A 19,033-nucleotide genomic window follows, 5' to 3' on the forward strand; every position below is an offset into this window, starting at 1 on the left:
ACGGCAGGCTTATTAGCACCACCGCTCGTATACAAGAAAATGAAGATACTATGAGCCTCCCAGATTAGGAAGCCCAGCATAGAACGACGTGTTTTATAACTTGGCGGTTTCGTCTTTACGCGTACGCCCCAACAGACTCAGCGCCGCCTCTCGGGCGTCTTTCCCACAATACAGCACCTGCCAGAGTTGCTCAGTAATCGGCATTTCAACGCCGTAGCGCTGCGCTAATGCCAGAACCTCTTTCGTATTGCGGTACCCTTCAACAACCTGACCAATGCTATCCTGCGCGCTCTGTACATCCATTCCCTGCCCCAGCATCATGCCGAAGCGCCGGTTACGGGACTGATTATCAGTACAGGTCAGCACCAGATCGCCAAGCCCCGCCATCCCCATAAAGGTGGTAGGATCCGCGCCCAGCGCTGCGCCAAGACGAGTCATTTCCGCCAGTCCGCGGGTGATCAACGCAGTACGCGCATTAGCGCCAAACCCAATGCCGTCAGACATCCCGGCACCGATAGCAATGACGTTTTTCACCGCGCCGCCCAGCTGCACGCCGATAAAATCGGGGTTGCTGTAAACGCGGAAGCTCTTCCCACAGTGCAGCAATCGTTGCAGGTCGTCAGCAAATTCACTGTCTGTTGATGCCAGAGCAATAGCCGTCGGCATGCCAGCGGCTAATTCTTTGGCAAATGTCGGGCCAGAAACCACCGCAAGCGGGATCGTTTCGCCCAGCGCTTCGCGTGCGACATCTTGCAACAAGCGTCCCGTTTCCGCTTCCAGCCCTTTGGTCGCCCACACGATACGCGCATCGGCACGCAAATGAGGTTTCAACTGGCGCAGAACATCACCGAACACATGGCTCGGCACAACGACCAGCACGTTTCTGCTGGCAGCAAGCGCCTGCGCCAGGTTGGTTTCAAGCTGTAGCGAATCGGGGAAAGGCACATCCGGCAGGAATGCCTGATTACAGCGAGCGGCCTGTAACGCCTGAATGTGCACAGGGTTGTGCCCCCACAGCACGACTCGATGGCCATTACGCGCCAGCGTAATGGCCAACGCGGTGCCGTACGAGCCGGCACCGATGACGGTCATTGAAGCGTCAGACGCGTTCATCAGGCATCCTGAGGCTGCGCAGCACCTTCACCTTCGGTCTGCTGCTGCAGGTAACTCATGAACAGTGCATCAAAGTTCACTGGCGCCAGGTTCAGTTGCGGGAAGGTACCGCGAGAAACCAGGCTGGTGATGCACTCACGCGCGTAAGGGAACAGAATGTTCGGGCAATATGCACCCAGGCAATGCGCCAGCTGAGTTCCTTCGATACCGCCAACGGTAAAGATACCACCTTGTTGAACTTCACACAGAAATGCAGTTTCTTCACCCAGAGAAGCCGTTACGGTAACACGCAGTACGACTTCATAGATGTCATCAGCCAGTTGGCTAGAAGCCGTATCCAGATCCAGTTTTACTTCTGGCTGCCATTCCTGCTGGAACACCTGAGGCGCATTCGGCGCTTCAAAAGAGATATCTTTGGTGTAGATACGCTGGATTTGGAAAGCCATTTCTGTGTTGTTTTGTTCAGACATGTTAAGTAATACCCTTTTGTTAGATTTTCTTGACGTCTTCCGTCGTCATGATTAGGCGGACGTCAGCACATTTCTGTCATCGTCGTACTGCAATCACTGTAGTACTGCAATCAATTTAGTACTGCAATCAGCCTGTCGATTATCCTGCAAAATCGCCGCCATTTTCGCTGTGTATGATCTACACACATGGCACGATGCGGATAGTTTTACCACAAACCGTTTTATTTGCCGCGGACTAAAGGCAGATTCTCACCGCTCCAGCCAGCCAGGCCGTCTTTCAGTACCTGCACACGCTCAAAACCAGCTTTGTGCAAATTCTCGGCCACTTCACGTGAAGAGAGACCGTTGGCGCATACCACGATAATCGGCTGCGACTTATGTTTTTCAAGTTCACCTACGCTGCCGTTTTTAATGTCGTTCGGCAACAGGTTAAATGCGTTGGCAATATGGCCACGGCGATAGTCGTCACGGTTACGGATATCAACGATGACAGCATCTTCTTTATTAATCAGTCGGATCGCTTCACCGCGAACCACTTCTTTTACGTTCGACAGTTTACTCTTCACAGTAAGTACAATTACCGCAACCAACAGCGCAACCCAGGCGATGCTCAAAATAGGGTTCTTGCTAACGAATGGCATAATCTCTTGCATGGGGTGTAACGACTCCCGGATCAGTTAAGCAACAAAAATATAAGGTTCCTGAGTATACCTGCGCGATACGGCAATTACAGCCAGTAAGCCAATATAGCGTATCGAATCTGCGGCGAGCTTTCCATTTATCTATATATTGATGCGCCCAGACGTCCACCTTTGTGCCATGCTTGTCACGTCTGGAAATAGAAATCAGACAAGAGACAACTGGTAAGCCGCTGTTCATCGTGGAATAATTCACCGCTATGAGTAAAAACGCGTTATTTGTACAGAGTCGAGTGGCATGTAGCGCCGATCGCCATTTATCCGCATTACAAAGGCTGCTCACCCGCTGCGTCAGCGCACTCTGCGTTGGCGTTTTGCTGTTGCCCGCGCTCGGCCAAGCGGAAGATAATCAGGCACAGCTTAAGATCCTGCAACAAGATATCGCCGCGAAAGAAAAAAGCGTTCAAGAACAGCAAAAGCAGCGTGGTACCTTAGTTCAGCAGTTGAAAAAGCAGGAGCAGTCTATCTCTCAGGCCAGTCGTCAGCTGCATGAAACGCGCAATACGCTGTCCACGCTCAATAAAGAATTAACCAGCCTCAGCGCCTCTATCGCAAAACTGCAATCTCAGCAGGATAAGCAACAAACGCTACTTTCCCGTCAGCTTGACGCCGCCTTCCGGCAAGGTCAGCACAGCGCACTGCAATTAATGCTGAGCGGAGAAGAAAGCCAGCGTAACGAGCGCATTCTCGCCTACTTCGGCTACCTGAATGAAGCACGCCAGAAATCCATCAATGAATTGCAGCAAACGCGTGTGGAGCTGGCTGACCAAAAACGCCAGTTGGAACAAAAGCAGACGCAGCAAAAAACGCTGCTGAGCGACCAACAGCAGCAACAACAGACACTGGAGCAGGCACAGTCCGATCGGAAGAAAACGCTGTCGACGCTGGAAAGCTCGCTGGAAAAAGATCAGCAGCAGTTGACGGAACTGCGCCAGAATGAAACTCGGTTGCGCGATCAAATCGCCCGTGCTGAGCGAGAAGCGAAAGCCCGTGCTGAACGGGAAGCGCGCGAGGCCGCCAAGGTTCGCGCTAAAGAAGAACAGGCCAAACGCAGCGGCAGCAGCTACAAACCCACAGAGGGTGAACGCTCACTCATGGCCCGAACCGGTGGTTTAGGGCGGCCTTCTGGCCAAGCCATCTGGCCGGTTAACGGCCGCATCGAGCATCGCTTCGGTGAACCGTTACAGGGCGAGTTACGCTGGAAGGGCATGGTGATTACCGCACCGGAAGGCACGGAAGTGAAAGCTATCGCCGACGGAACCGTACTGATGGCCGACTGGCTACAGGGCTACGGGTTGGTCGTTGTTGTGCAGCATGGTAAAGGCGATATGAGCCTGTACGGCTATAACCAGAGCGCATTGGTTTCCGTTGGTGCTCAGGTCAAGGCCGGACAATCTATTGCGTTGGTCGGCACCAGCGGCGGGCAGAGCCAGCCTGGACTGTATTTTGAAATCCGTCGTCAGGGTCAGGCGGTCAATCCACAACCTTGGCTAGGAAGATAGTCTTGTCTTATTTAACCAAAACACCGTTATTGGCGTTGAGTCTGCTCGCCCTGTCGCCTTTGGCGCTGGCCGGAAAACTCTCCATCGTCATCGATGATTTCGGCTATCGTCCACATAATGAGAACCAGATTCTGGCGATGCCAACAGCGATTTCCGTCGCGGTATTACCCAACGCGCCGTACGCCCGTGAAATGGCAACCAAAGCCCACCAGCAAGGGCGAGAAGTGCTGATCCACCTGCCGATGGCACCGATGAGCAAGCAGCCGCTGGAACGCGATACGTTACGCCCGGACATGAGCAACGACGAAATTCAGCGCATTATCCGCCAGTCGGTTAATAACGTGCCTTACGCCGTGGGGTTGAACAACCATATGGGCAGCGCGATGACCGCCAGCCTGCCCGGCATGCAAAAAGTCATGCAGGCGCTGAGCGCCTACCAGCTCTATTTCCTCGATAGCATGACCATTGGCAGCAGCCAATCGAGCCAGGCCGCGGCAGGAACGAACGTCAAAGTTATCAAACGCAAAGTCTTTCTGGATGATTCGCAAAACGAAGCCGAGATTCGCAAACAGTTTACCCGCGCGGTGCAAATCGCCCGCCGCAGCGGTTCCGCCATCGCTATCGGGCATCCGCATCCTTCAACCATCCGCGTCTTACAGCAGATGTTGCCCACGCTGGATGCCGATATTGTCTTAGTCCGCCCAAGCCAGTTGCTTAATGAGCCGACGCGGCAGTATGAGCCTCAGCCGCAGCAGCCAGTCAAACCGCGTAATCCGTTCCGCGGTATACAGCAATGTCAGGTCAAAAAACCGCCGGAACCAGTGAAGAACGATGTGTTCTTCAAGCTGGTGAGTAGCAGCATTCGGGAAAGCGCGCCGGTAATGTTTATCAAGCACCGCTGGCAGACCTGGATTGAGCCAGCCGAGACCGAAACACATAAACAGCCGTAATATCAGAGGCGCGTTCCCCTTTGCCATCGCGCGCCACGGCAAGGTTATGACTCATCCCAATTGAGAATAACCTTGCCCGACTGACCCGAACGCATGGCATCGAACCCTTTCTGAAACTCATCAATGTGGAAGCGGTGGGTGATAATCGGTGACAAATCCAATCCAGACTGAATCAGCGCCGACATTTTGTACCAGGTTTCGAACATTTCTCGTCCATAGATACCTTTGATAAACAGTCCTTTAAAAATCACCTCTCCCCAGTCAATCGACATCGGTTCATGCGGAATGCCCAGCATGGCGATACGCCCACCATGATTCATCGCTTTCAGCATGGCGCGAAAGGCTGATGGCGCGCCCGACATCTCCAGCCCAATATCAAACCCCTCGGTCATGCCCAAATCTATCATCACGTCAGCCAGATTTTCCTGCGCCACATTGACGGCGCGCGTTGCCCCCATTTTACTGGCGAGATCCAGACGGTACGCATTCACATCGGTAATCACGACATTCCTTGCCCCCACGTGACGGCACACCGCCGCTGCCATCATGCCTATCGGCCCCGCTCCGGCAATCAAGACATCCTCTCCCACTAAATCGAAGGACAGTGCGGTGTGCACCGCGTTACCGAAGGGATCGAAAATAGCGGCCAGTTCGTCAGAAATATTGTCGGGAATGCGGAACGCGTTGTAGGCAGGAATCACCAGATACTCCGCGAACGAACCGGGACGGTTTACCCCAACGCCAATGGCATTGCGGCATAAATGACGCCGTCCGGCACGGCAGTTACGACAGTAACCGCAGGTAATATGTCCTTCGCCAGAAACCCGATCGCCAATATGAAAGCCATTAACTTCCTGACCGATAGCGACAATTTCACCCACGTATTCATGCCCGACAACCATCGGAACGGGAATGGTCTTCTGCGACCATTCGTCCCAGTTGTAGATATGCACATCCGTTCCGCAGATCGCACTTTTGCGGATTTTAATCATGATGTCGTTATGCCCGAGCTCCGGCGTGGGCGAGTCCACCATCCAGATGCCCTCTTCCGCCCGCAGTTTTGCCAATGCTTTCATGATGGTTTCCTTAGATGATTACACCCAGACGTTTGCCCACGCGGATAAAAGCCTCAACGGCGAATTCGATTTGCTGCGGCGTATGGGCGGCTGACATTTGAGTACGAATACGCGCCTGACCGAGAGGGACAACGGGATAAAAAAAGCCGGCGACATAAACACCTTCACGCTGTAGCGCCTGCGCAAAGTCCTGTGCCAGTTGCGCTTCACCCAGCATAACGGGAATAATGGCGTGATCGGCTCCCGCCAGCGTGAACCCTGCGGCCGTCATCTTTTCACGGAACAAACGAGCGTTTGTCCACAGACGCTCACGTCGTTCTCCGCCCTGTTCCAGCAGATCCAGTACCCTGAGCGACGCAGTGACAATGGCTGGTGCGAGCGAGTTGGAAAAAAGATAGGGTCGAGAGCGCTGACGCAGCCAGTCGATCACCTCATGCTTACCTGCCGTATAACCGCCCGACGCGCCCCCCAACGCCTTGCCTAACGTCCCAGTGATGATGTCGACGCGATTCATCACCCCGCAGCGTTCGTGCGTTCCACGCCCTTGTTCACCGACAAATCCTACCGCATGCGAATCATCAACCATCACTAACGCATCATAACGATCCGCCAGATCGCAAATTCCCTGCAAATCGGCAATCACACCATCCATCGAGAAAACGCCGTCGGTGGCGATCATGACGTGTCTTGCCCCTTCCGCTCTGGCCAGTTGCAACTGTGCTTCCAACTGGCTCATATCGTTATTGGCATAGCGGTAGCGTCGCGCCTTCGATAGCCGAATACCGTCGATGATCGAAGCATGATTGAGCGCATCGGAAATAATGGCATCCTCCGGTCCCATCAGCGTTTCAAACAGCCCACCGTTGGCATCAAAACAGGAGGAATAGAGAATCGCGTCGTCCATTCCCAGAAAATCCGCCAGCTTACGCTCCAGCTGTTTGTGGATATCCTGCGTTCCACAGATGAAGCGCACCGATGCCATGCCAAAACCGTGGCTGTCCAATCCGGCTTTTGCAGCGGCAATCAGCTCTGGGCTGTCCGCCAGACCAAGATAATTATTGGCACAGAAATTGAGCAGGCGGTCGCTGTCCATCACCTCGATTTCAGCCTGCTGCGCAGAGGTGATGATGCGTTCCTCCTTGAACACGCCCTCGGTACGTGCGGCCATGATTTGTGTAGTAAGTTGTTGATAAAACGCGGCAGGCATAGCGTGACTCTCCCATAAAAAGATCGCTTTATGGTTTTTAAGCTAGCGGATGTGGGCAGAAATGCGGGGTAAACAGTCTGAAAATGCTGGCTTCGTCACGGCCTGAATCATCTTAAAAATACCGGAGCAACACGGGATAAATTAAGCTCTGGCTGCTTGCGGTAAAATGAAATGCTATTATAGCGGTCATAAACAGTGTGGGGCGCGGTGCCTCACCAGCAAGATTAATAAAGGTCGCGCCCATGATTATCGTTACTGGCGGTGCCGGTTTTATCGGCAGCAATATCGTAAAATCTCTGAATGACATCGGCTATCGGGACATTCTGGTTGTCGATAACCTGAAAGACGGCACCAAGTTCGCCAATCTGGTCGATCTGGACATCGCAGATTACGTGGATAAAGAAGATTTCGTCGCCAGCATCGTTGCAGGCGACGATCTGGGCGATATCGATGCCGTATTCCATGAAGGTGCCTGCTCTTCCACCACCGAGTGGGATGGCAAATACATGATGGATAACAACTATCAGTATTCTAAAGACGTGCTGCACTATTGCCTCGATCGCAACATTCCGTTCCTGTATGCCTCGTCTGCCGCGACCTACGGCGGTCGTAACGATAACTTTATCGAAGCGCGTCAATACGAGCAGCCGCTGAACGTCTATGGCTACTCCAAATTCCTGTTCGACCAGTACGTGCGTGAAATTCTTCCAGAAGCTGAATCACAGATCTGCGGCTTCCGCTATTTCAACGTCTACGGACCACGCGAAGGCCACAAAGGCAGCATGGCGAGTGTCGCGTTCCATCTGAACAACCAGATTAATCAGGGTGAAAATCCGAAGCTGTTCTCCGGTAGCGAGAACTTCCAACGTGACTTCATCTACGTCGGTGATGTCGCCGCCGTCAACCTGTGGTTCTGGCAAAACGGTGTTTCTGGCATCTTCAACTGCGGTACCGGTCGCGCCGAATCCTTCCAGGCTGTCGCCGATGCCACCCTCGCCTTCCATCAGAAAGGCAGCGTGGAATACATCGAGTTCCCTGAGAAGCTGAAAGGCCGCTATCAGGCTTATACACAAGCCGATCTCACCAATTTGCGTGCCGCAGGCTATGACAAGCCGTTCAAAACCGTCGCCGAAGGCGTGGCGGAATATATGGCCTGGCTGAACCGTACCGTTTAATCGGATAAGGATTCATAAACGGTATGAAAATTTTGGTCATCGGCCCTTCCTGGGTCGGCGATATGATGATGTCGCACAGCCTTTATCGCACGTTGAAGGCTGAACACCCGGAAGCGGTCATTGACGTGATGGCGCCAGCCTGGTGCCGCCCGCTGCTGGCACGGATGCCGGAAGTCAATCAGGCGTTAGCCATGCCGCTGGGTCACGGCGCACTTGAGCTGGGCGAACGTCGCCGTCTTGGCGTATCGCTGCGCGATGCGAACTATGACCGCGCTTACGTGCTGCCCAACTCCTTGAAATCCGCGCTAGTCCCTTTCTTTGCTAACGTTCCGCAGCGTACAGGCTGGCGTGGCGAAATGCGTTACGGATTGCTGAACGACGTACGCGTGCTGGATAAAACCGCATTTCCGCTGATGGTGCAGCGCTATACCGCGTTAGCCTACGATCGTAGCCGTATCCGCCGTGCTGAGGATCTGCCGCAGCCGTTACTGTGGCCACAGTTGCAGGTCAATCAGACCGAAATTACGGACATGACGCAAGCGTTTAACCTCAGCGATGCGCGCCCCATCATCGGTTTTTGCCCCGGTGCCGAATTCGGCCCTGCCAAACGCTGGCCGCATTATCACTATGCTGTGCTGGCACAATCACTGATTGAACGCGGCTACCAGATAACACTGTTCGGTTCGGCCAATGACCGTTCGGCCTGTGACGATATCCTTCAAGGATTGACGGAAGACGCACGGCAGCATTGCGCCAATCTGGCGGGGAAAACCTCTCTGGAACAGGCGGTGGTGCTCATTGCCGCCTGCCACGCCGTCGTCAGCAATGACTCTGGACTCATGCACGTTGCTGCGGCACTTCATCGTCCGCTGGTGGCACTTTACGGTCCAAGCAGCCCTGATTTTACCCCGCCGCTGTCTCATCAGGCCGAGGTGATTCGACTGATTACCGGCTATCACCGGGTGCGCAAAGGGGATGCTGAACAGGGTTACCATCAAAGTTTGATCGACATTCAGCCCGAGCGCGTGCTCAGCGCACTGGATAACTATATTGTTCCAAGAGAAAGCCTCGTTCCAAAAGAAAGTCTCACTCTAGGAGAAAATCTGGAACCGGGAGCAGATGCATGAGAGTGCTGATCGTGAAAACGTCGTCAATGGGCGATGTGCTGCACACCTTGCCAGCCTTAACCGACGCGATGCAGGCGATTCCTGGTATCCAATTCGATTGGGTGGTTGAAGAAGGTTTCGCGCAAGTTCCCAGCTGGCATCCGGCGGTTTCTCGCGTGATTCCAGTCGCGATACGCCGCTGGCGCAAAAGTTGGTTCAGTGCCCCGATACGTCAGGAACGTGCAGAATTTATGCGCCAGCTACGACAGCACCGCTACGATGCAGTTATTGATGCACAAGGGCTGATTAAAAGCGCGTTGCTGGTTACGCGACTCGCCAACGGAAAGAAACACGGCTTGGATTGCAAAAGCGCGCGCGAGCCGCTGGCAAGCTGGTTTTATAACTATCGCCACCCGATAAGCCGCCGACAACATGCTGTCGAGCGCGTGCGGGAGCTGTTTGCCGCCAGCCTGAGCTATCGGAAACCCACCGAGCGTGGCGATTATGCCATTGCCTCACGCTTCCTCACCCAGTCGCCCGCAGACGCCAACCGCTATCTGGTGTTTCTCCATGCCACAACGCGTGATGAAAAACACTGGCCGGAAGCGCACTGGCGTGAGCTGATTGCTCTATTAGCACCGAGTGGATTACACATCAAACTCCCTTGGGGAGCGGAGCATGAGCACCAGCGTGCATTGCGGCTGGCGGAAGGCTTTCCACACGTTGACGTCTTACCACGCCTTACGCTGCAACAGGTTGCCGAGGTACTCGCAGGCGCCAGCGCGGTTGTCTCCGTCGATACTGGGCTTAGCCACCTGACAGCAGCGCTGGATCGTCCGAATATCACCCTATACGGGCCAACCGATCCAGGGCTGATTGGCGGTTATGGGATGAATCAGGTGGTGGAAATGTCTGAAAGCCAGAAAATGGAGACCATTCCCGCTAGCCTCATCCATCAGAAAGTAGAGAAGCTGATATACACTAAATAATTCGAGTTTCAGGACAAAAACGGCAAGGCGTTTTTGAACAGCGCTTGCGCTGACCCCGAAGGGGTGAGGCCATAAGGCCGAATAACGCGGCAAGAGAAGGACAAATTCGTCGGGAACGAATTTGCTCAGCCAGCGGCTGGCCTTCGGTGAGAGACAGGATGTCTCTCCCTCATCCCGGTGAGCTTACCCAAGTAAGTGATTCGGGTGACTGACAAATCTGCCAGAGGCAGGTTTGAACGCGGCTTGCAGCGGCCCCAGCGGGGCGAGGTCCACGAAAGTGGGCCGAGTAGCGCGGCCAACGCACATGCAACTTGAAGTATGACGGGTATAGAATTACCTGCATCAGACGAGTGATATCGCTCCCGACTGTGAACAAATACATGCTCAATGAATTAAGGTACGAACTGGGAAAAACGCCCAGCATAAGTTCGGTTGTCGCGCTTAAAGCGGTTTTCCCCGGCTGTTTACTCACATTAGCCATTATGCCATTTAGTAGCATTATTGCCGGATGGCTTTTTTATCTCACGGGTTCGCTGTCTGTTTTCTATGTGGTGACACACTTAAGAACAGTAATAGCCGCTAGGCGGTTATTATTGATTCCACTTTGCCTGCTTGCCATCGGCTTAACCAATCTCGTTTGGTATCACCACTATTATCAACCCGATAGCCTTTTCCCTTATGTGTACAACGCCTATAAAACATCTGCACATGCGGGTATTTTGGGCGCATTTATCCTGCTAACAGCCCTACATATCACGCCAAAAAAGCAAAAGATATCGCTCTTCTACATCATCGCAATCTGTGTATTCGCGCTGGGCTATGCGTTCTACCAGTCACTGTTCAGCGGGATGCACCGTATTGGATTAGTATTTGGTACCGCAACGAGCGCAGCCTATTTTCTTACCTTCATTGGTGCGTTAAGCGCACAAGCGCTGCTCAAGCTCGACTCAGCTTATAAGTATTATCTCTATCTGGGGCATTTTCTGTTAGTCACCATCGCTATTTTCCTGACAGAAACTCGAGCGGCTATACTCGTCTATCCTATTGTTGGTGCGACCATTTTATTGTCAGAGGTCAGGCACAATAAGCGTTTGTTCATCAAGGCATTTATCGGTTCATCGGCCACTATTTTCCTGTGTTTATTCCTTTTCCAGGATACGCTTCATCAACGAGTCAACGACCTGATCAACGATATACACAGCTATAGTATGGACAACAGCATGACATCGGTGGGTGCACGAATCGCGATGTATCAATCAGGAATCGAAGCCGGGGAAGAAGCGCTATTGGGGCAATCCGCCGAACAGCGTGCAGAGCATATCATTGCACAAGCAAAGCAAGAGTCTGAATTATCCGGCGCGCTGAGATATTTGAATGTCCATCTGCATAACGAAGTGATTGATGCTTTCTCCCTTAAGGGATTGCTGGGCGCAATATTGCTTGTGTTGCTCTATGCCGCTTTATTTTATTTTTCATTTTTTGTTCTACGCAGCCACCTCTCGGCCGCATTGCTTTTTGCCCTGCTGATGTATGGACTTAGCGATGTCATTCTCTATTCACGAGACATGCTTATCGCGTGGCTTATGGCATTTTGCCTCGGCACAACGCTGACCGGAAAATGGCTAAAGCCACCACGATGATCGTAAAAATTCGCGGGGCTACCTGCGGATTCTAATCAGCGAGTTTTTTCAATGCTTCCGCTACGGCATACACATCGTGAAGCCCTTGTGCAGCCATTACCGCGAAGTCAGCAAAGTCTTCTGACGGTGTGATTGGCGAGCCATTCATATCAAGAAACACCATAGCCGACGCGACTGACGTCCTTTTGTTGGCATCATTAAAGCCATGCCCGCGTGCTATCGAAAGCAACAGCGATGCGGCAAGCACGTACAGGTCATTCTCACCTTGGTATGAGTGCAGATTCTCAACGCGGGCAACCATACCTTCCACCAAACCAATATCCCGATACCCTGCCAAACCACCGTACGTTTCTAACTGACAGTCGTGAATGGCGATGACCTGCTCAACCGTTAAGAAGAAGATCATTTATCAGCAAGTTCCTTGAACAGCGCCTGATTCTTTGGCTTACTCATGACCTTGGCAAGAGAAACCTCAAATTTAGCCTGCTGCAACTCCGCAAATTGTTGCGCGGTAATAACCACCATATCCGGTGCAGAACGACGGGTAATTGTCACTGGCTGCGTAATAGCAGTGTCCAATACTTTGGCAAATTTCTGACGAACATCAGAGAAAGTCATGGTCAACATAAGAGGTTCCTTTAAGTTGTTTCGGGTTCATATCAACTAAGTTGTACAATTAAGTTGATGACAACGTCAGTCTAGTGCGCCAAATCTATTTCGACAAACGATATCAATCATGACAACGCAAAACGATGTCAGGTTCTTAGTCCCTATTCACGATCTCTTTTAATGAATGCGAAAGAAAATTTATCCAGTGAAATGAGCCGTAGCACTCTTACAACACATTGAGAACGTAGAGAGGTTGTAGAAACGTTGTGGCCGGAAAGCGACAGGTACAGAGCACATCTGCGCAGCTTTCGAGATGACGGGTATAATCTTAATTACTACTGTGAGAGGGATGTGGGTTCTAGTACCATACGGGGTTTAGCACAATATGTGCTGTAGCACTTCGCGCGATACATTTGCACACCGCACATCGCCGTGAAATTTCGGATTATTTCAGTTAACTGGTAGCTGTAGAGCCAGAGGCGGTAGCGTGCCTGTAAATAAATCATAATTTATTGATTGCATGAAGGAAAACGAGTGAGTCCACGCATCATCTCTTATCACCGAATTCTTGTGGTGAAGCTCAGATATCACGGCGATATGCTGCTGACCACTCCGCTCATCAGCACGCTGAAAGCCAATTATCCTGACGCCAAAATCGACGTATTGCTGTACCAGGATACGATGCCGATTCTCTCTGCAAACCCAGAGATACATCAGCTTTATGGGCTCAAAAGAAAGACGAGTACGCTTTTGGAAAAGATCTGTAATTTCAAAGGCGTCAGACAAGAACTTAAGCAAAACAATTACGATCTGATCGTCAATTTAGCTGACCAGTGGCCCATTGCCCTATTAGTAAAATCATTGGGGTGTCGCAGTATTGCTCTCGATCGGGGCGATAATCTGAAAGGAAAGATGTGGCGTTCATTTTTCAGCACCTGCGTTCCGCCAATGGGCGCGCATATTGTTGAGCAAAATCTTCATCTCCTCACCCCGCTCAACCTGCCGGCGTCAAATACATGCTCGACATTATCACTGCATTATCGTCAGGAAGACGCCCAAAGTATCGCTGATCAACGCCCTACGCTGTTAACACAACGCTACGTCGTCATCCAACCCACGACTCGCCAATACTACAAATACTGGGACAACGACAAATTCGCTCAGGTCATTGACTATCTTAAAACCAAAAATCTGGAAGTCGTTTTGACCTGTGGTCCTTCAGAAGACGATTTAAACGTGGTGCGGGATATTCACTCACAGTGCACGCATAAACCCGATATGACCTTTGCGGGTAAAACGAGTTTTCTGGAACTGGCTGCGTTAATTGACAACGCCGTGTTGTATATCGGTGTAGATTCCGCCCCAATGCATATGGCTGCTGCATTGAATACGCCACTCGTCAGCTTATTTGGCCCAACAGACTACAAGGTATGGCGTCCGTGGTGCGACCGCTATAAGCAAATTTGGGCAGGTGAATATCAACAGATGCCAGCCCAACAGAATTACGATCAGACGGTCAAATATTTGTCCTGCATTCCAGCACAAGCGGTTATTCAGGCATCAGAAGACATGCTACAAGAGGCGCAGGAAGAGAACACCCAATGAAAATCGCATTCTGCGTCTATAAATTCTTTCCTTTCGGCGGGCTACAGCGGGATTTTCTGAGCATTGCACTAACGTGCCAAAAACAAGGCCACGACATTCGTGTTTACACTAGCGAATGGCAAGGTGACAACCCGGAAGGGTTCGACATCGTTCTCGTCCCCCTCTCAGGGCTGGGTAATCATACTCGACATCGCCGTTTTTCCGACTGGATACATCACCATTTACAACAGCACCCTGTCGACCGCGTTGTCGGGTTTAGCAAAATGCCAGGACTGGACTTCTACTATGCCGCAGAAGGATGTACGGCAGAAAAGGCGGTTCAGGAAAAAGGTTTCTTTTATCGACTCACACCTCGCTACCGCGGATATGCGGCACTTGAACGAGACGTGTTCGATAAAAATAGCCACACACGCATGCTGATGCTGACGCCGCGGCAAATCGCCCATTTTCAGAAGCATTACGGCACACAAGATGAACGCTTTTTTATGCTACCACCGGGTATTTCGCTGGATAGAAAGTACAGCACACGCTCTCCAGATACGCGTTCACAGTTCCGTCAGCAGCATCATCTGGATGAAAACGGATTTGTTCTATTACAGGTCGGTTCCGACTTCAAACGTAAAGGTGTTGGCCGTAGTCTGACCGCTATCGCCAGCCTGCCACAGGAACTGCGTCAACACGTAACGCTGTTGGTTGTCGGCCAGGACGATCCAAAACCGTTTCAACAACAGGCAGAGCAGCTCGGCATCGGCAAACAAATACACTTCTTCTCTGGCCGAGACGACATTCCTGATTTCATGGCAGCCGCAGACTTGTTACTTCATCCGGCACATCAGGAAGCCGCTGGCATCGTTTTACTTGAGGCTATCGCGGCTGGACTGCCCATACTCGTTACCGATGCGTGCGGTTATGCTTTTTACATTGAGCGCTCGCAGGCCGGGCAGGTCATCCCAGAGCCTTTTAGTCAGACAGCACTGAACCACGCGTTGTCACACGCACTTAGTCAGCCAGAAACGCTGAAACAGTGGGCAGAAAATGCCCGCCATTTTGCCGATACAGAAGATATTTATAGTTTGCCAGAAAAAGCGGCACAGTTGATTATCGAATCATAATGATAAATAAAGACATATTCTGACCTGTTTCTTACAACACGTTATTCTTTCCGCTATTTATCCAACACGGTAAGCACATGTACTTTGACAAAGAAAAAGTCATAAAAACTGTACACTCATTCTCCTATTCTAAAAAAAATGCCGAGTTAGACATAGCCTTTGGCACGGATGAAAAGTTCATTTATGGCTGCGCCATCGCTATAGCCTCTATTCTATTAAAAAATCAGGACTATGGTTTATCCTTTCACGTGTTTACCGATAAACTCAGTGATGGCGACAAAACTAGATTCCAGGAAATGGCAAAGGAATATAATACAACCATTAACATCTATATCGTTGATTGTTCTTGGTTAAAAACGTTACCAGAAACCAAACTCTGGAGCTATGCCATTTATTTCCGCTTTATTATTGCCGACTATTTCTATCAGATACTCGATAGAGTTCTCTACCTTGATGCGGACATTATATGTAATGGCTCGTTGCAAGAATTAATAAAATTAGATATTAGTAACCATATTGCCTCTGCTGTTTTAGATGGTGATAGCAGTTGGTGGGAAAACCGCGCACAAAAACTTCAACATCCTGAACTCAGCAATGGCTACTTTAATTCCGGCGTGTTGTTAATTGAAATCAATAACTGGCATCAAGCATCTGTAACAGAAAACAGCATGCGTTTTTTGGTCGATCCAGAGATGAAGAAAGTCATTACCCATCCTGATCAGGATATTTTAAATATACTTTTGGCAGGGAATTTTCATCAACTGGATAATAAATACAACATCCAATTTAGTATAAATTATGAATTAAAATATAATAATGGCGAATCTGCGCCAACACCTATCTCCACAGAAACGGTATTTATTCATTACATTGGCCCCACTAAGCCCTGGCATAAATGGGCTGTCAATTACACTTGCACAAAATATTTTTTAAAAGCCAAAGATAATTCGCCATGGAGAAATGAGCCTCTCTTAGATGCTGTGACAGCAAGTAATATGCGGTATTGTGCTAAGCATCAGTTTCACAATAGAAAATATATAAAAGGCGTAAAAAGTTATGCCAAGTATTTTTTCATTAAAGCATTCTTTGGAAAGTAAAAATGGAAAAGAATAAAGTTCCAGTATTCATTGTATCTTTAGCTAAAGACACCAACAGAAGAAAATCCATCGCTGATACTCTAAAAAAAGAGAGTATTGATTTTGAGTTTATTGACGCGATACTAGGTTCTGATCTACCAAGAGAGGAGCTAGACAGGATTAAGGCTAGTTCGCCAAAAGAGTTTAATCCAACAGCATCGGAAATAGGATGCTCTTTAAGCCATCAAAAAATATATTCCAAAATAATTAATGAAAAAATAGAATGGGCTATTATTCTTGAAGATGATGCAATTATTAACTCCTCATTGAAGCATCTTATAAACGGATTATCTGAGGAGTCAACTCTCAAAATGAGCGAAGAGGATCTTTATATACTGGGCGGGCAAGATGGCCTTAGCCAGAGAAGAAAAATATCCTTGTCATTTTTTAACAAAATAAATATAAATGGTATTATTTTTAAAAAACTAACCTATAAGCCAATATATATAACAAGAACATGTTGTTATCTTGTAAGTAGAAAGTTAGCAATAAATTTGCATGAAGAATTCAACAGTAACTATTACATTGCTGATAAGTGGGACTATCTATACAAAAAAAAATGTTTTAAAAAAATATATCTAACAGAAATAATATCTCACCCCATAGTAGATATATCCAACAGTAACATTGAGAAAGAACGATTAGCGAAATTAGATCAAGAGATAAAAAAAGAGAGTAGAAAGAAAGGAAATATTGAAAAAGGTATTAATGATTTTTTCTTTATTATAAAAAAATTCTTACGTTCATTAAAATGGTAACTCTTCATCTAATAGATACCAGAAAGTGAAGTCGTTCACTATATCACTTCCAAGCTATAGATTTATAAAACCAAAAAAATCAAGGCATAGAAATCATAAAGGCAATAAATAATGGGAATCCGAAATAAATTATCTATTGTTATTATTGCAAAAAACGCATCCGAACTTCTTGAAGAATGCTTGCGCTCAGTAGAATGGGCAGATGAAATAATTATTGTTGACTCAGGAAGTACCGATAATACTGTAGAGATCGCTGAAAATTATGGTGCCCGAGTCTATCATACAAATGACTGGCCAGGATATGGAAAACAGAGGCAAAAAGCTCAACGCTATGCCAACGGCGATTATATTTTCGTGATAGATACAGATGAGAGAGTAACACCTGAATTACGCAATTCTATTGAAAAAATACTAGCCAAGCCTGATATTGATAATAGAAATGTATATTTTTGTGCTAGAAGGAATCTCTTCCTTGGCCGATTTATGCGCCACAGTGGATGGTACCCAGATAATGTCATTCGCTTCTATGCCAATAACTGTTTTACTTATAACGATAATACTGTACATGAATCTCTAAATTATGGTAGTGCATCCCTTAAAAAATTATCAGGTGACTTATTGCATTTAACATGCCGTGAGTTCTCAGGCTTCCAGAAAAAACAACTACATTACGCTTTGGCATGGGCAGAAGAACGACACAGTCGAGGGAAACGGTGCCGCTATTCAGACATATTCATTCATACAGCCTTTGCATTTCTTAAAACATGGATATTTAGGGCTGGTTTTTTAGATGGAAAACAAGGATTGCTACTAGCCATAGTGAACTCTCAGTATACTTTTAATAAATATACGGAATTGTGGTCTCTACAAAAAAAGAACACATCGAATTAATAAAAAACCATTCATTCTACGAATATATAAGAATAGAGTTGTAAATTATTTCTTATAATAGCGTTGATGGAATATATTATTTAATTATATTTCTAGAGAATAAAATATTCCTATTTAAATTCAACATAAGGCCATAGGTATGGATGAGTTAAATTCTTTCGATAATTCTAATGTTCGAATATTTACTCTTTATTGGAACAATGTCGATTTACAGCTAGTTAATGCCCAGCGAAAGGTTTTTGAAAAATTTGGCTTCAAAATTGAGCAACACAATCGCCATGGAATGGATCATGGAATATGGATGAGGGAAATTCTTAATGCAGCAAAAGATGAAGATGTTATTATCATTGTTGATATTGACTGTATCCCACTAAACTCGAATGCGATTAAAAAAGCCATAATATCTGCACGTAATGGAAAAGTGTTTGGATGTGCCCAATCAGCGAATCATATTGATTACCATTATGTCTATGTAGGACCAATGTTTATTGCTCTAACAGGAGAAACTTGGAGAAATGCAGGGGCACCGTCATTACAAGCGGATGATAAATTTGATGTTGGAGGCCGTCTAACAGACGCTGCAATACAAGCAGGGCACCAACCTGAATTCGTTTACCCTTCAGATGTCGCAGTCCCAAAATGGTTGATAGGGGAAAACCACATCTGTGGTTTATTTACTATTTACGAACATAGCTATCTTCATCTTTTTGAGTCGAGAAATAAAGATCTCATAGACTGCTTCATTCAAATATCTAATGATATAACCTCAAGTGAAGGAGAAATTGATTACAGAAAATACATTATCAGGGCATCTAGTGAAAGTCACGATAGCTATGTAGCTAATTATTTAAATAAAAAAAGCATTTTGGGAAAAATATCACGCGAATTTAAAAGATTTAAAAAAAGATTAAAATAATTAAAAAAACAGAATAAAATTACAATTAACTGACATATCATGCACCCATAAAAAATATGATTAGATTATTTTATAAATAT

At 48.3% G+C, this 19,033-nt stretch carries 19 protein-coding genes; 12 read left to right on the plus strand and 7 right to left on the minus strand.

The features are described from left to right. Positions 1-93: 93 nt before the first annotated feature. The 3 genes from gpsA to K7X24_RS08130 all read right to left on the minus strand — a co-directional run bounded on the left by gpsA (position 94) and on the right by K7X24_RS08130 (position 2,236). Positions 94-1,113 (minus strand): NAD(P)H-dependent glycerol-3-phosphate dehydrogenase, encoded by a 1,020-nt coding sequence (gpsA, locus tag K7X24_RS08120; RefSeq protein ID WP_039495074.1) that lies wholly within the window; start codon positions 1,111-1,113, stop codon positions 94-96. Continuing rightward, positions 1,113-1,583 carry a protein-export chaperone SecB gene (secB, locus tag K7X24_RS08125; RefSeq protein ID WP_224554177.1) on the minus strand — a complete coding sequence of 157 codons (471 nt, stop codon included), beginning with the start codon at positions 1,581-1,583 and terminating at the stop codon, positions 1,113-1,115. The genes gpsA and secB overlap by 1 nt, the downstream gene beginning before the upstream one ends. Positions 1,584-1,804: 221 nt before the next feature. Next, a complete protein-coding gene (locus tag K7X24_RS08130) occupies positions 1,805-2,236 on the minus strand; it encodes a rhodanese-like domain-containing protein (protein ID WP_039310321.1) in 432 nt (143 codons plus the stop codon). 245 nt (positions 2,237-2,481) lie between these two features. Between K7X24_RS08130 and envC the strand changes: the two genes are divergently transcribed. Both envC and K7X24_RS08140 read left to right on the plus strand, forming a co-directional pair. Then, on the plus strand, positions 2,482-3,783 hold the full coding sequence (gene envC, locus K7X24_RS08135) for a murein hydrolase activator EnvC (RefSeq protein ID WP_224554179.1): 1,302 nt from the start codon (positions 2,482-2,484) through the stop codon (positions 3,781-3,783). Between the two features lie 2 nt (positions 3,784-3,785). Further along, a complete protein-coding gene (locus tag K7X24_RS08140; protein ID WP_224554182.1) occupies positions 3,786-4,733 on the plus strand; it encodes a divergent polysaccharide deacetylase family protein in 948 nt (315 codons plus the stop codon). Between the two features lie 44 nt (positions 4,734-4,777). Here the strand turns inward: K7X24_RS08140 and tdh are convergent, their stop codons facing one another. Beyond that, on the minus strand, positions 4,778-5,809 hold the full coding sequence (gene tdh, locus K7X24_RS08145; protein ID WP_224554183.1) for an L-threonine 3-dehydrogenase: 1,032 nt from the start codon (positions 5,807-5,809) through the stop codon (positions 4,778-4,780). 10 nt (positions 5,810-5,819) lie between these two features. Beyond that, positions 5,820-7,016 (minus strand): glycine C-acetyltransferase, encoded by a 1,197-nt coding sequence (locus tag K7X24_RS08150; protein WP_224554185.1) that lies wholly within the window; start codon positions 7,014-7,016, stop codon positions 5,820-5,822. A 242-nt stretch (positions 7,017-7,258) separates the two neighbouring features. Here K7X24_RS08150 and rfaD point away from each other — a divergent pair, with 242 nt between their 5' ends. The 4 genes from rfaD to K7X24_RS08170 all read left to right on the plus strand — a co-directional run bounded on the left by rfaD (position 7,259) and on the right by K7X24_RS08170 (position 11,926). Beyond that, the gene (rfaD, locus tag K7X24_RS08155; RefSeq protein WP_198997869.1) at positions 7,259-8,191 is read left to right on the plus strand and encodes an ADP-glyceromanno-heptose 6-epimerase; all 933 of its coding nucleotides are present in this window, start codon (positions 7,259-7,261) and stop codon (positions 8,189-8,191) included. Between the two features lie 23 nt (positions 8,192-8,214). Then, positions 8,215-9,318 (plus strand): ADP-heptose--LPS heptosyltransferase RfaF, encoded by a 1,104-nt coding sequence (rfaF, locus tag K7X24_RS08160; RefSeq protein ID WP_224554187.1) that lies wholly within the window; start codon positions 8,215-8,217, stop codon positions 9,316-9,318. After that, the gene (gene rfaC / locus K7X24_RS08165; protein ID WP_224554189.1) at positions 9,315-10,286 is read left to right on the plus strand and encodes a lipopolysaccharide heptosyltransferase RfaC; all 972 of its coding nucleotides are present in this window, start codon (positions 9,315-9,317) and stop codon (positions 10,284-10,286) included. The genes rfaF and rfaC overlap by 4 nt, the downstream gene beginning before the upstream one ends. 380 nt (positions 10,287-10,666) lie before the next feature. Next, positions 10,667-11,926, plus strand: a complete 1,260-nt coding sequence (locus tag K7X24_RS08170; protein ID WP_224554191.1) for an O-antigen ligase family protein — start codon at positions 10,667-10,669, stop codon at positions 11,924-11,926. Between the two features lie 31 nt (positions 11,927-11,957). Here K7X24_RS08170 and K7X24_RS08175 read toward each other — a convergent pair whose 3' ends face one another. Both K7X24_RS08175 and K7X24_RS08180 read right to left on the minus strand, forming a co-directional pair. Beyond that, positions 11,958-12,332, minus strand: coding sequence for a type II toxin-antitoxin system death-on-curing family toxin (locus K7X24_RS08175; RefSeq protein WP_224554193.1), 375 nt, complete (start codon positions 12,330-12,332; stop codon positions 11,958-11,960). Further along, positions 12,329-12,553, minus strand: a complete 225-nt coding sequence (locus K7X24_RS08180) for a type II toxin-antitoxin system Phd/YefM family antitoxin (protein WP_224554195.1) — start codon at positions 12,551-12,553, stop codon at positions 12,329-12,331. The genes K7X24_RS08175 and K7X24_RS08180 overlap by 4 nt, the downstream gene beginning before the upstream one ends. Before the next feature lie 516 nt (positions 12,554-13,069). On the opposite strand from K7X24_RS08180, the gene rfaQ reads away from it, so the two are divergent. From rfaQ to K7X24_RS08210, 6 genes are all read left to right on the plus strand, one after another. Further along, positions 13,070-14,140 (plus strand): lipopolysaccharide core heptosyltransferase RfaQ, encoded by a 1,071-nt coding sequence (gene rfaQ, locus K7X24_RS08185; RefSeq protein ID WP_224554197.1) that lies wholly within the window; start codon positions 13,070-13,072, stop codon positions 14,138-14,140. After that, positions 14,137-15,252 (plus strand): glycosyltransferase family 4 protein, encoded by a 1,116-nt coding sequence (locus K7X24_RS08190; protein ID WP_224554198.1) that lies wholly within the window; start codon positions 14,137-14,139, stop codon positions 15,250-15,252. Before rfaQ ends, K7X24_RS08190 begins: the two co-directional genes overlap by 4 nt. Before the next feature lie 77 nt (positions 15,253-15,329). Further along, entirely contained in the window at positions 15,330-16,349 is a 1,020-nt protein-coding gene (gene waaO, locus K7X24_RS08195; protein WP_224554199.1) for a lipopolysaccharide 3-alpha-galactosyltransferase, read from the plus strand. Positions 16,350-16,351: 2 nt separating this feature from the next. After that, positions 16,352-17,146, plus strand: coding sequence for a glycosyltransferase family 25 protein (locus tag K7X24_RS08200; RefSeq protein ID WP_224554200.1), 795 nt, complete (start codon positions 16,352-16,354; stop codon positions 17,144-17,146). 111 nt (positions 17,147-17,257) lie between these two features. Next, on the plus strand, positions 17,258-18,037 hold the full coding sequence (locus K7X24_RS08205; protein WP_224554201.1) for a glycosyltransferase family 2 protein: 780 nt from the start codon (positions 17,258-17,260) through the stop codon (positions 18,035-18,037). Between the two features lie 139 nt (positions 18,038-18,176). After that, positions 18,177-18,953: a hypothetical protein gene (locus K7X24_RS08210; RefSeq protein WP_224554202.1), complete on the plus strand. Its 777-nt coding sequence runs from the start codon at positions 18,177-18,179 to the stop codon at positions 18,951-18,953. Positions 18,954-19,033 lie beyond the last annotated feature (80 nt).

The sequence above is a fragment of the Pectobacterium versatile genome, from assembly GCF_020166435.1.
GTDB classification, from domain to species: domain Bacteria; phylum Pseudomonadota; class Gammaproteobacteria; order Enterobacterales; family Enterobacteriaceae; genus Pectobacterium; species Pectobacterium versatile.

Bases quoted from the DNA above. Each gene is read 5' to 3' on its own strand.
- K7X24_RS08180 (WP_224554195.1), bottom strand. From the start codon at position 12,553: ATGTTGACCATGACTTTCTCTGATGTTCGTCAGAAATTTGCCAAAGTA.
- K7X24_RS08175 (WP_224554193.1), bottom strand. From the start codon at position 12,332: ATGATCTTCTTCTTAACGGTTGAGCAGGTCATCGCCATTCACGACTGT.
- gpsA (WP_039495074.1), bottom strand. From the start codon at position 1,113: ATGAACGCGTCTGACGCTTCAATGACCGTCATCGGTGCCGGCTCGTAC.
- K7X24_RS08150 (WP_224554185.1), bottom strand. From the start codon at position 7,016: ATGCCTGCCGCGTTTTATCAACAACTTACTACACAAATCATGGCCGCA.
- rfaD (WP_198997869.1), top strand. From the start codon at position 7,259: ATGATTATCGTTACTGGCGGTGCCGGTTTTATCGGCAGCAATATCGTA.
- K7X24_RS08190 (WP_224554198.1), top strand. From the start codon at position 14,137: ATGAAAATCGCATTCTGCGTCTATAAATTCTTTCCTTTCGGCGGGCTA.
- envC (WP_224554179.1), top strand. From the start codon at position 2,482: ATGAGTAAAAACGCGTTATTTGTACAGAGTCGAGTGGCATGTAGCGCC.
- K7X24_RS08210 (WP_224554202.1), top strand. From the start codon at position 18,177: ATGGATGAGTTAAATTCTTTCGATAATTCTAATGTTCGAATATTTACT.
- K7X24_RS08170 (WP_224554191.1), top strand. From the start codon at position 10,667: ATGCTCAATGAATTAAGGTACGAACTGGGAAAAACGCCCAGCATAAGT.
- K7X24_RS08200 (WP_224554200.1), top strand. From the start codon at position 16,352: ATGGAAAAGAATAAAGTTCCAGTATTCATTGTATCTTTAGCTAAAGAC.
- K7X24_RS08130 (WP_039310321.1), bottom strand. From the start codon at position 2,236: ATGCAAGAGATTATGCCATTCGTTAGCAAGAACCCTATTTTGAGCATC.
- rfaF (WP_224554187.1), top strand. From the start codon at position 8,215: ATGAAAATTTTGGTCATCGGCCCTTCCTGGGTCGGCGATATGATGATG.
- waaO (WP_224554199.1), top strand. From the start codon at position 15,330: ATGTACTTTGACAAAGAAAAAGTCATAAAAACTGTACACTCATTCTCC.
- rfaC (WP_224554189.1), top strand. From the start codon at position 9,315: ATGAGAGTGCTGATCGTGAAAACGTCGTCAATGGGCGATGTGCTGCAC.
- tdh (WP_224554183.1), bottom strand. From the start codon at position 5,809: ATGAAAGCATTGGCAAAACTGCGGGCGGAAGAGGGCATCTGGATGGTG.
- K7X24_RS08205 (WP_224554201.1), top strand. From the start codon at position 17,258: ATGGGAATCCGAAATAAATTATCTATTGTTATTATTGCAAAAAACGCA.
- secB (WP_224554177.1), bottom strand. From the start codon at position 1,583: ATGTCTGAACAAAACAACACAGAAATGGCTTTCCAAATCCAGCGTATC.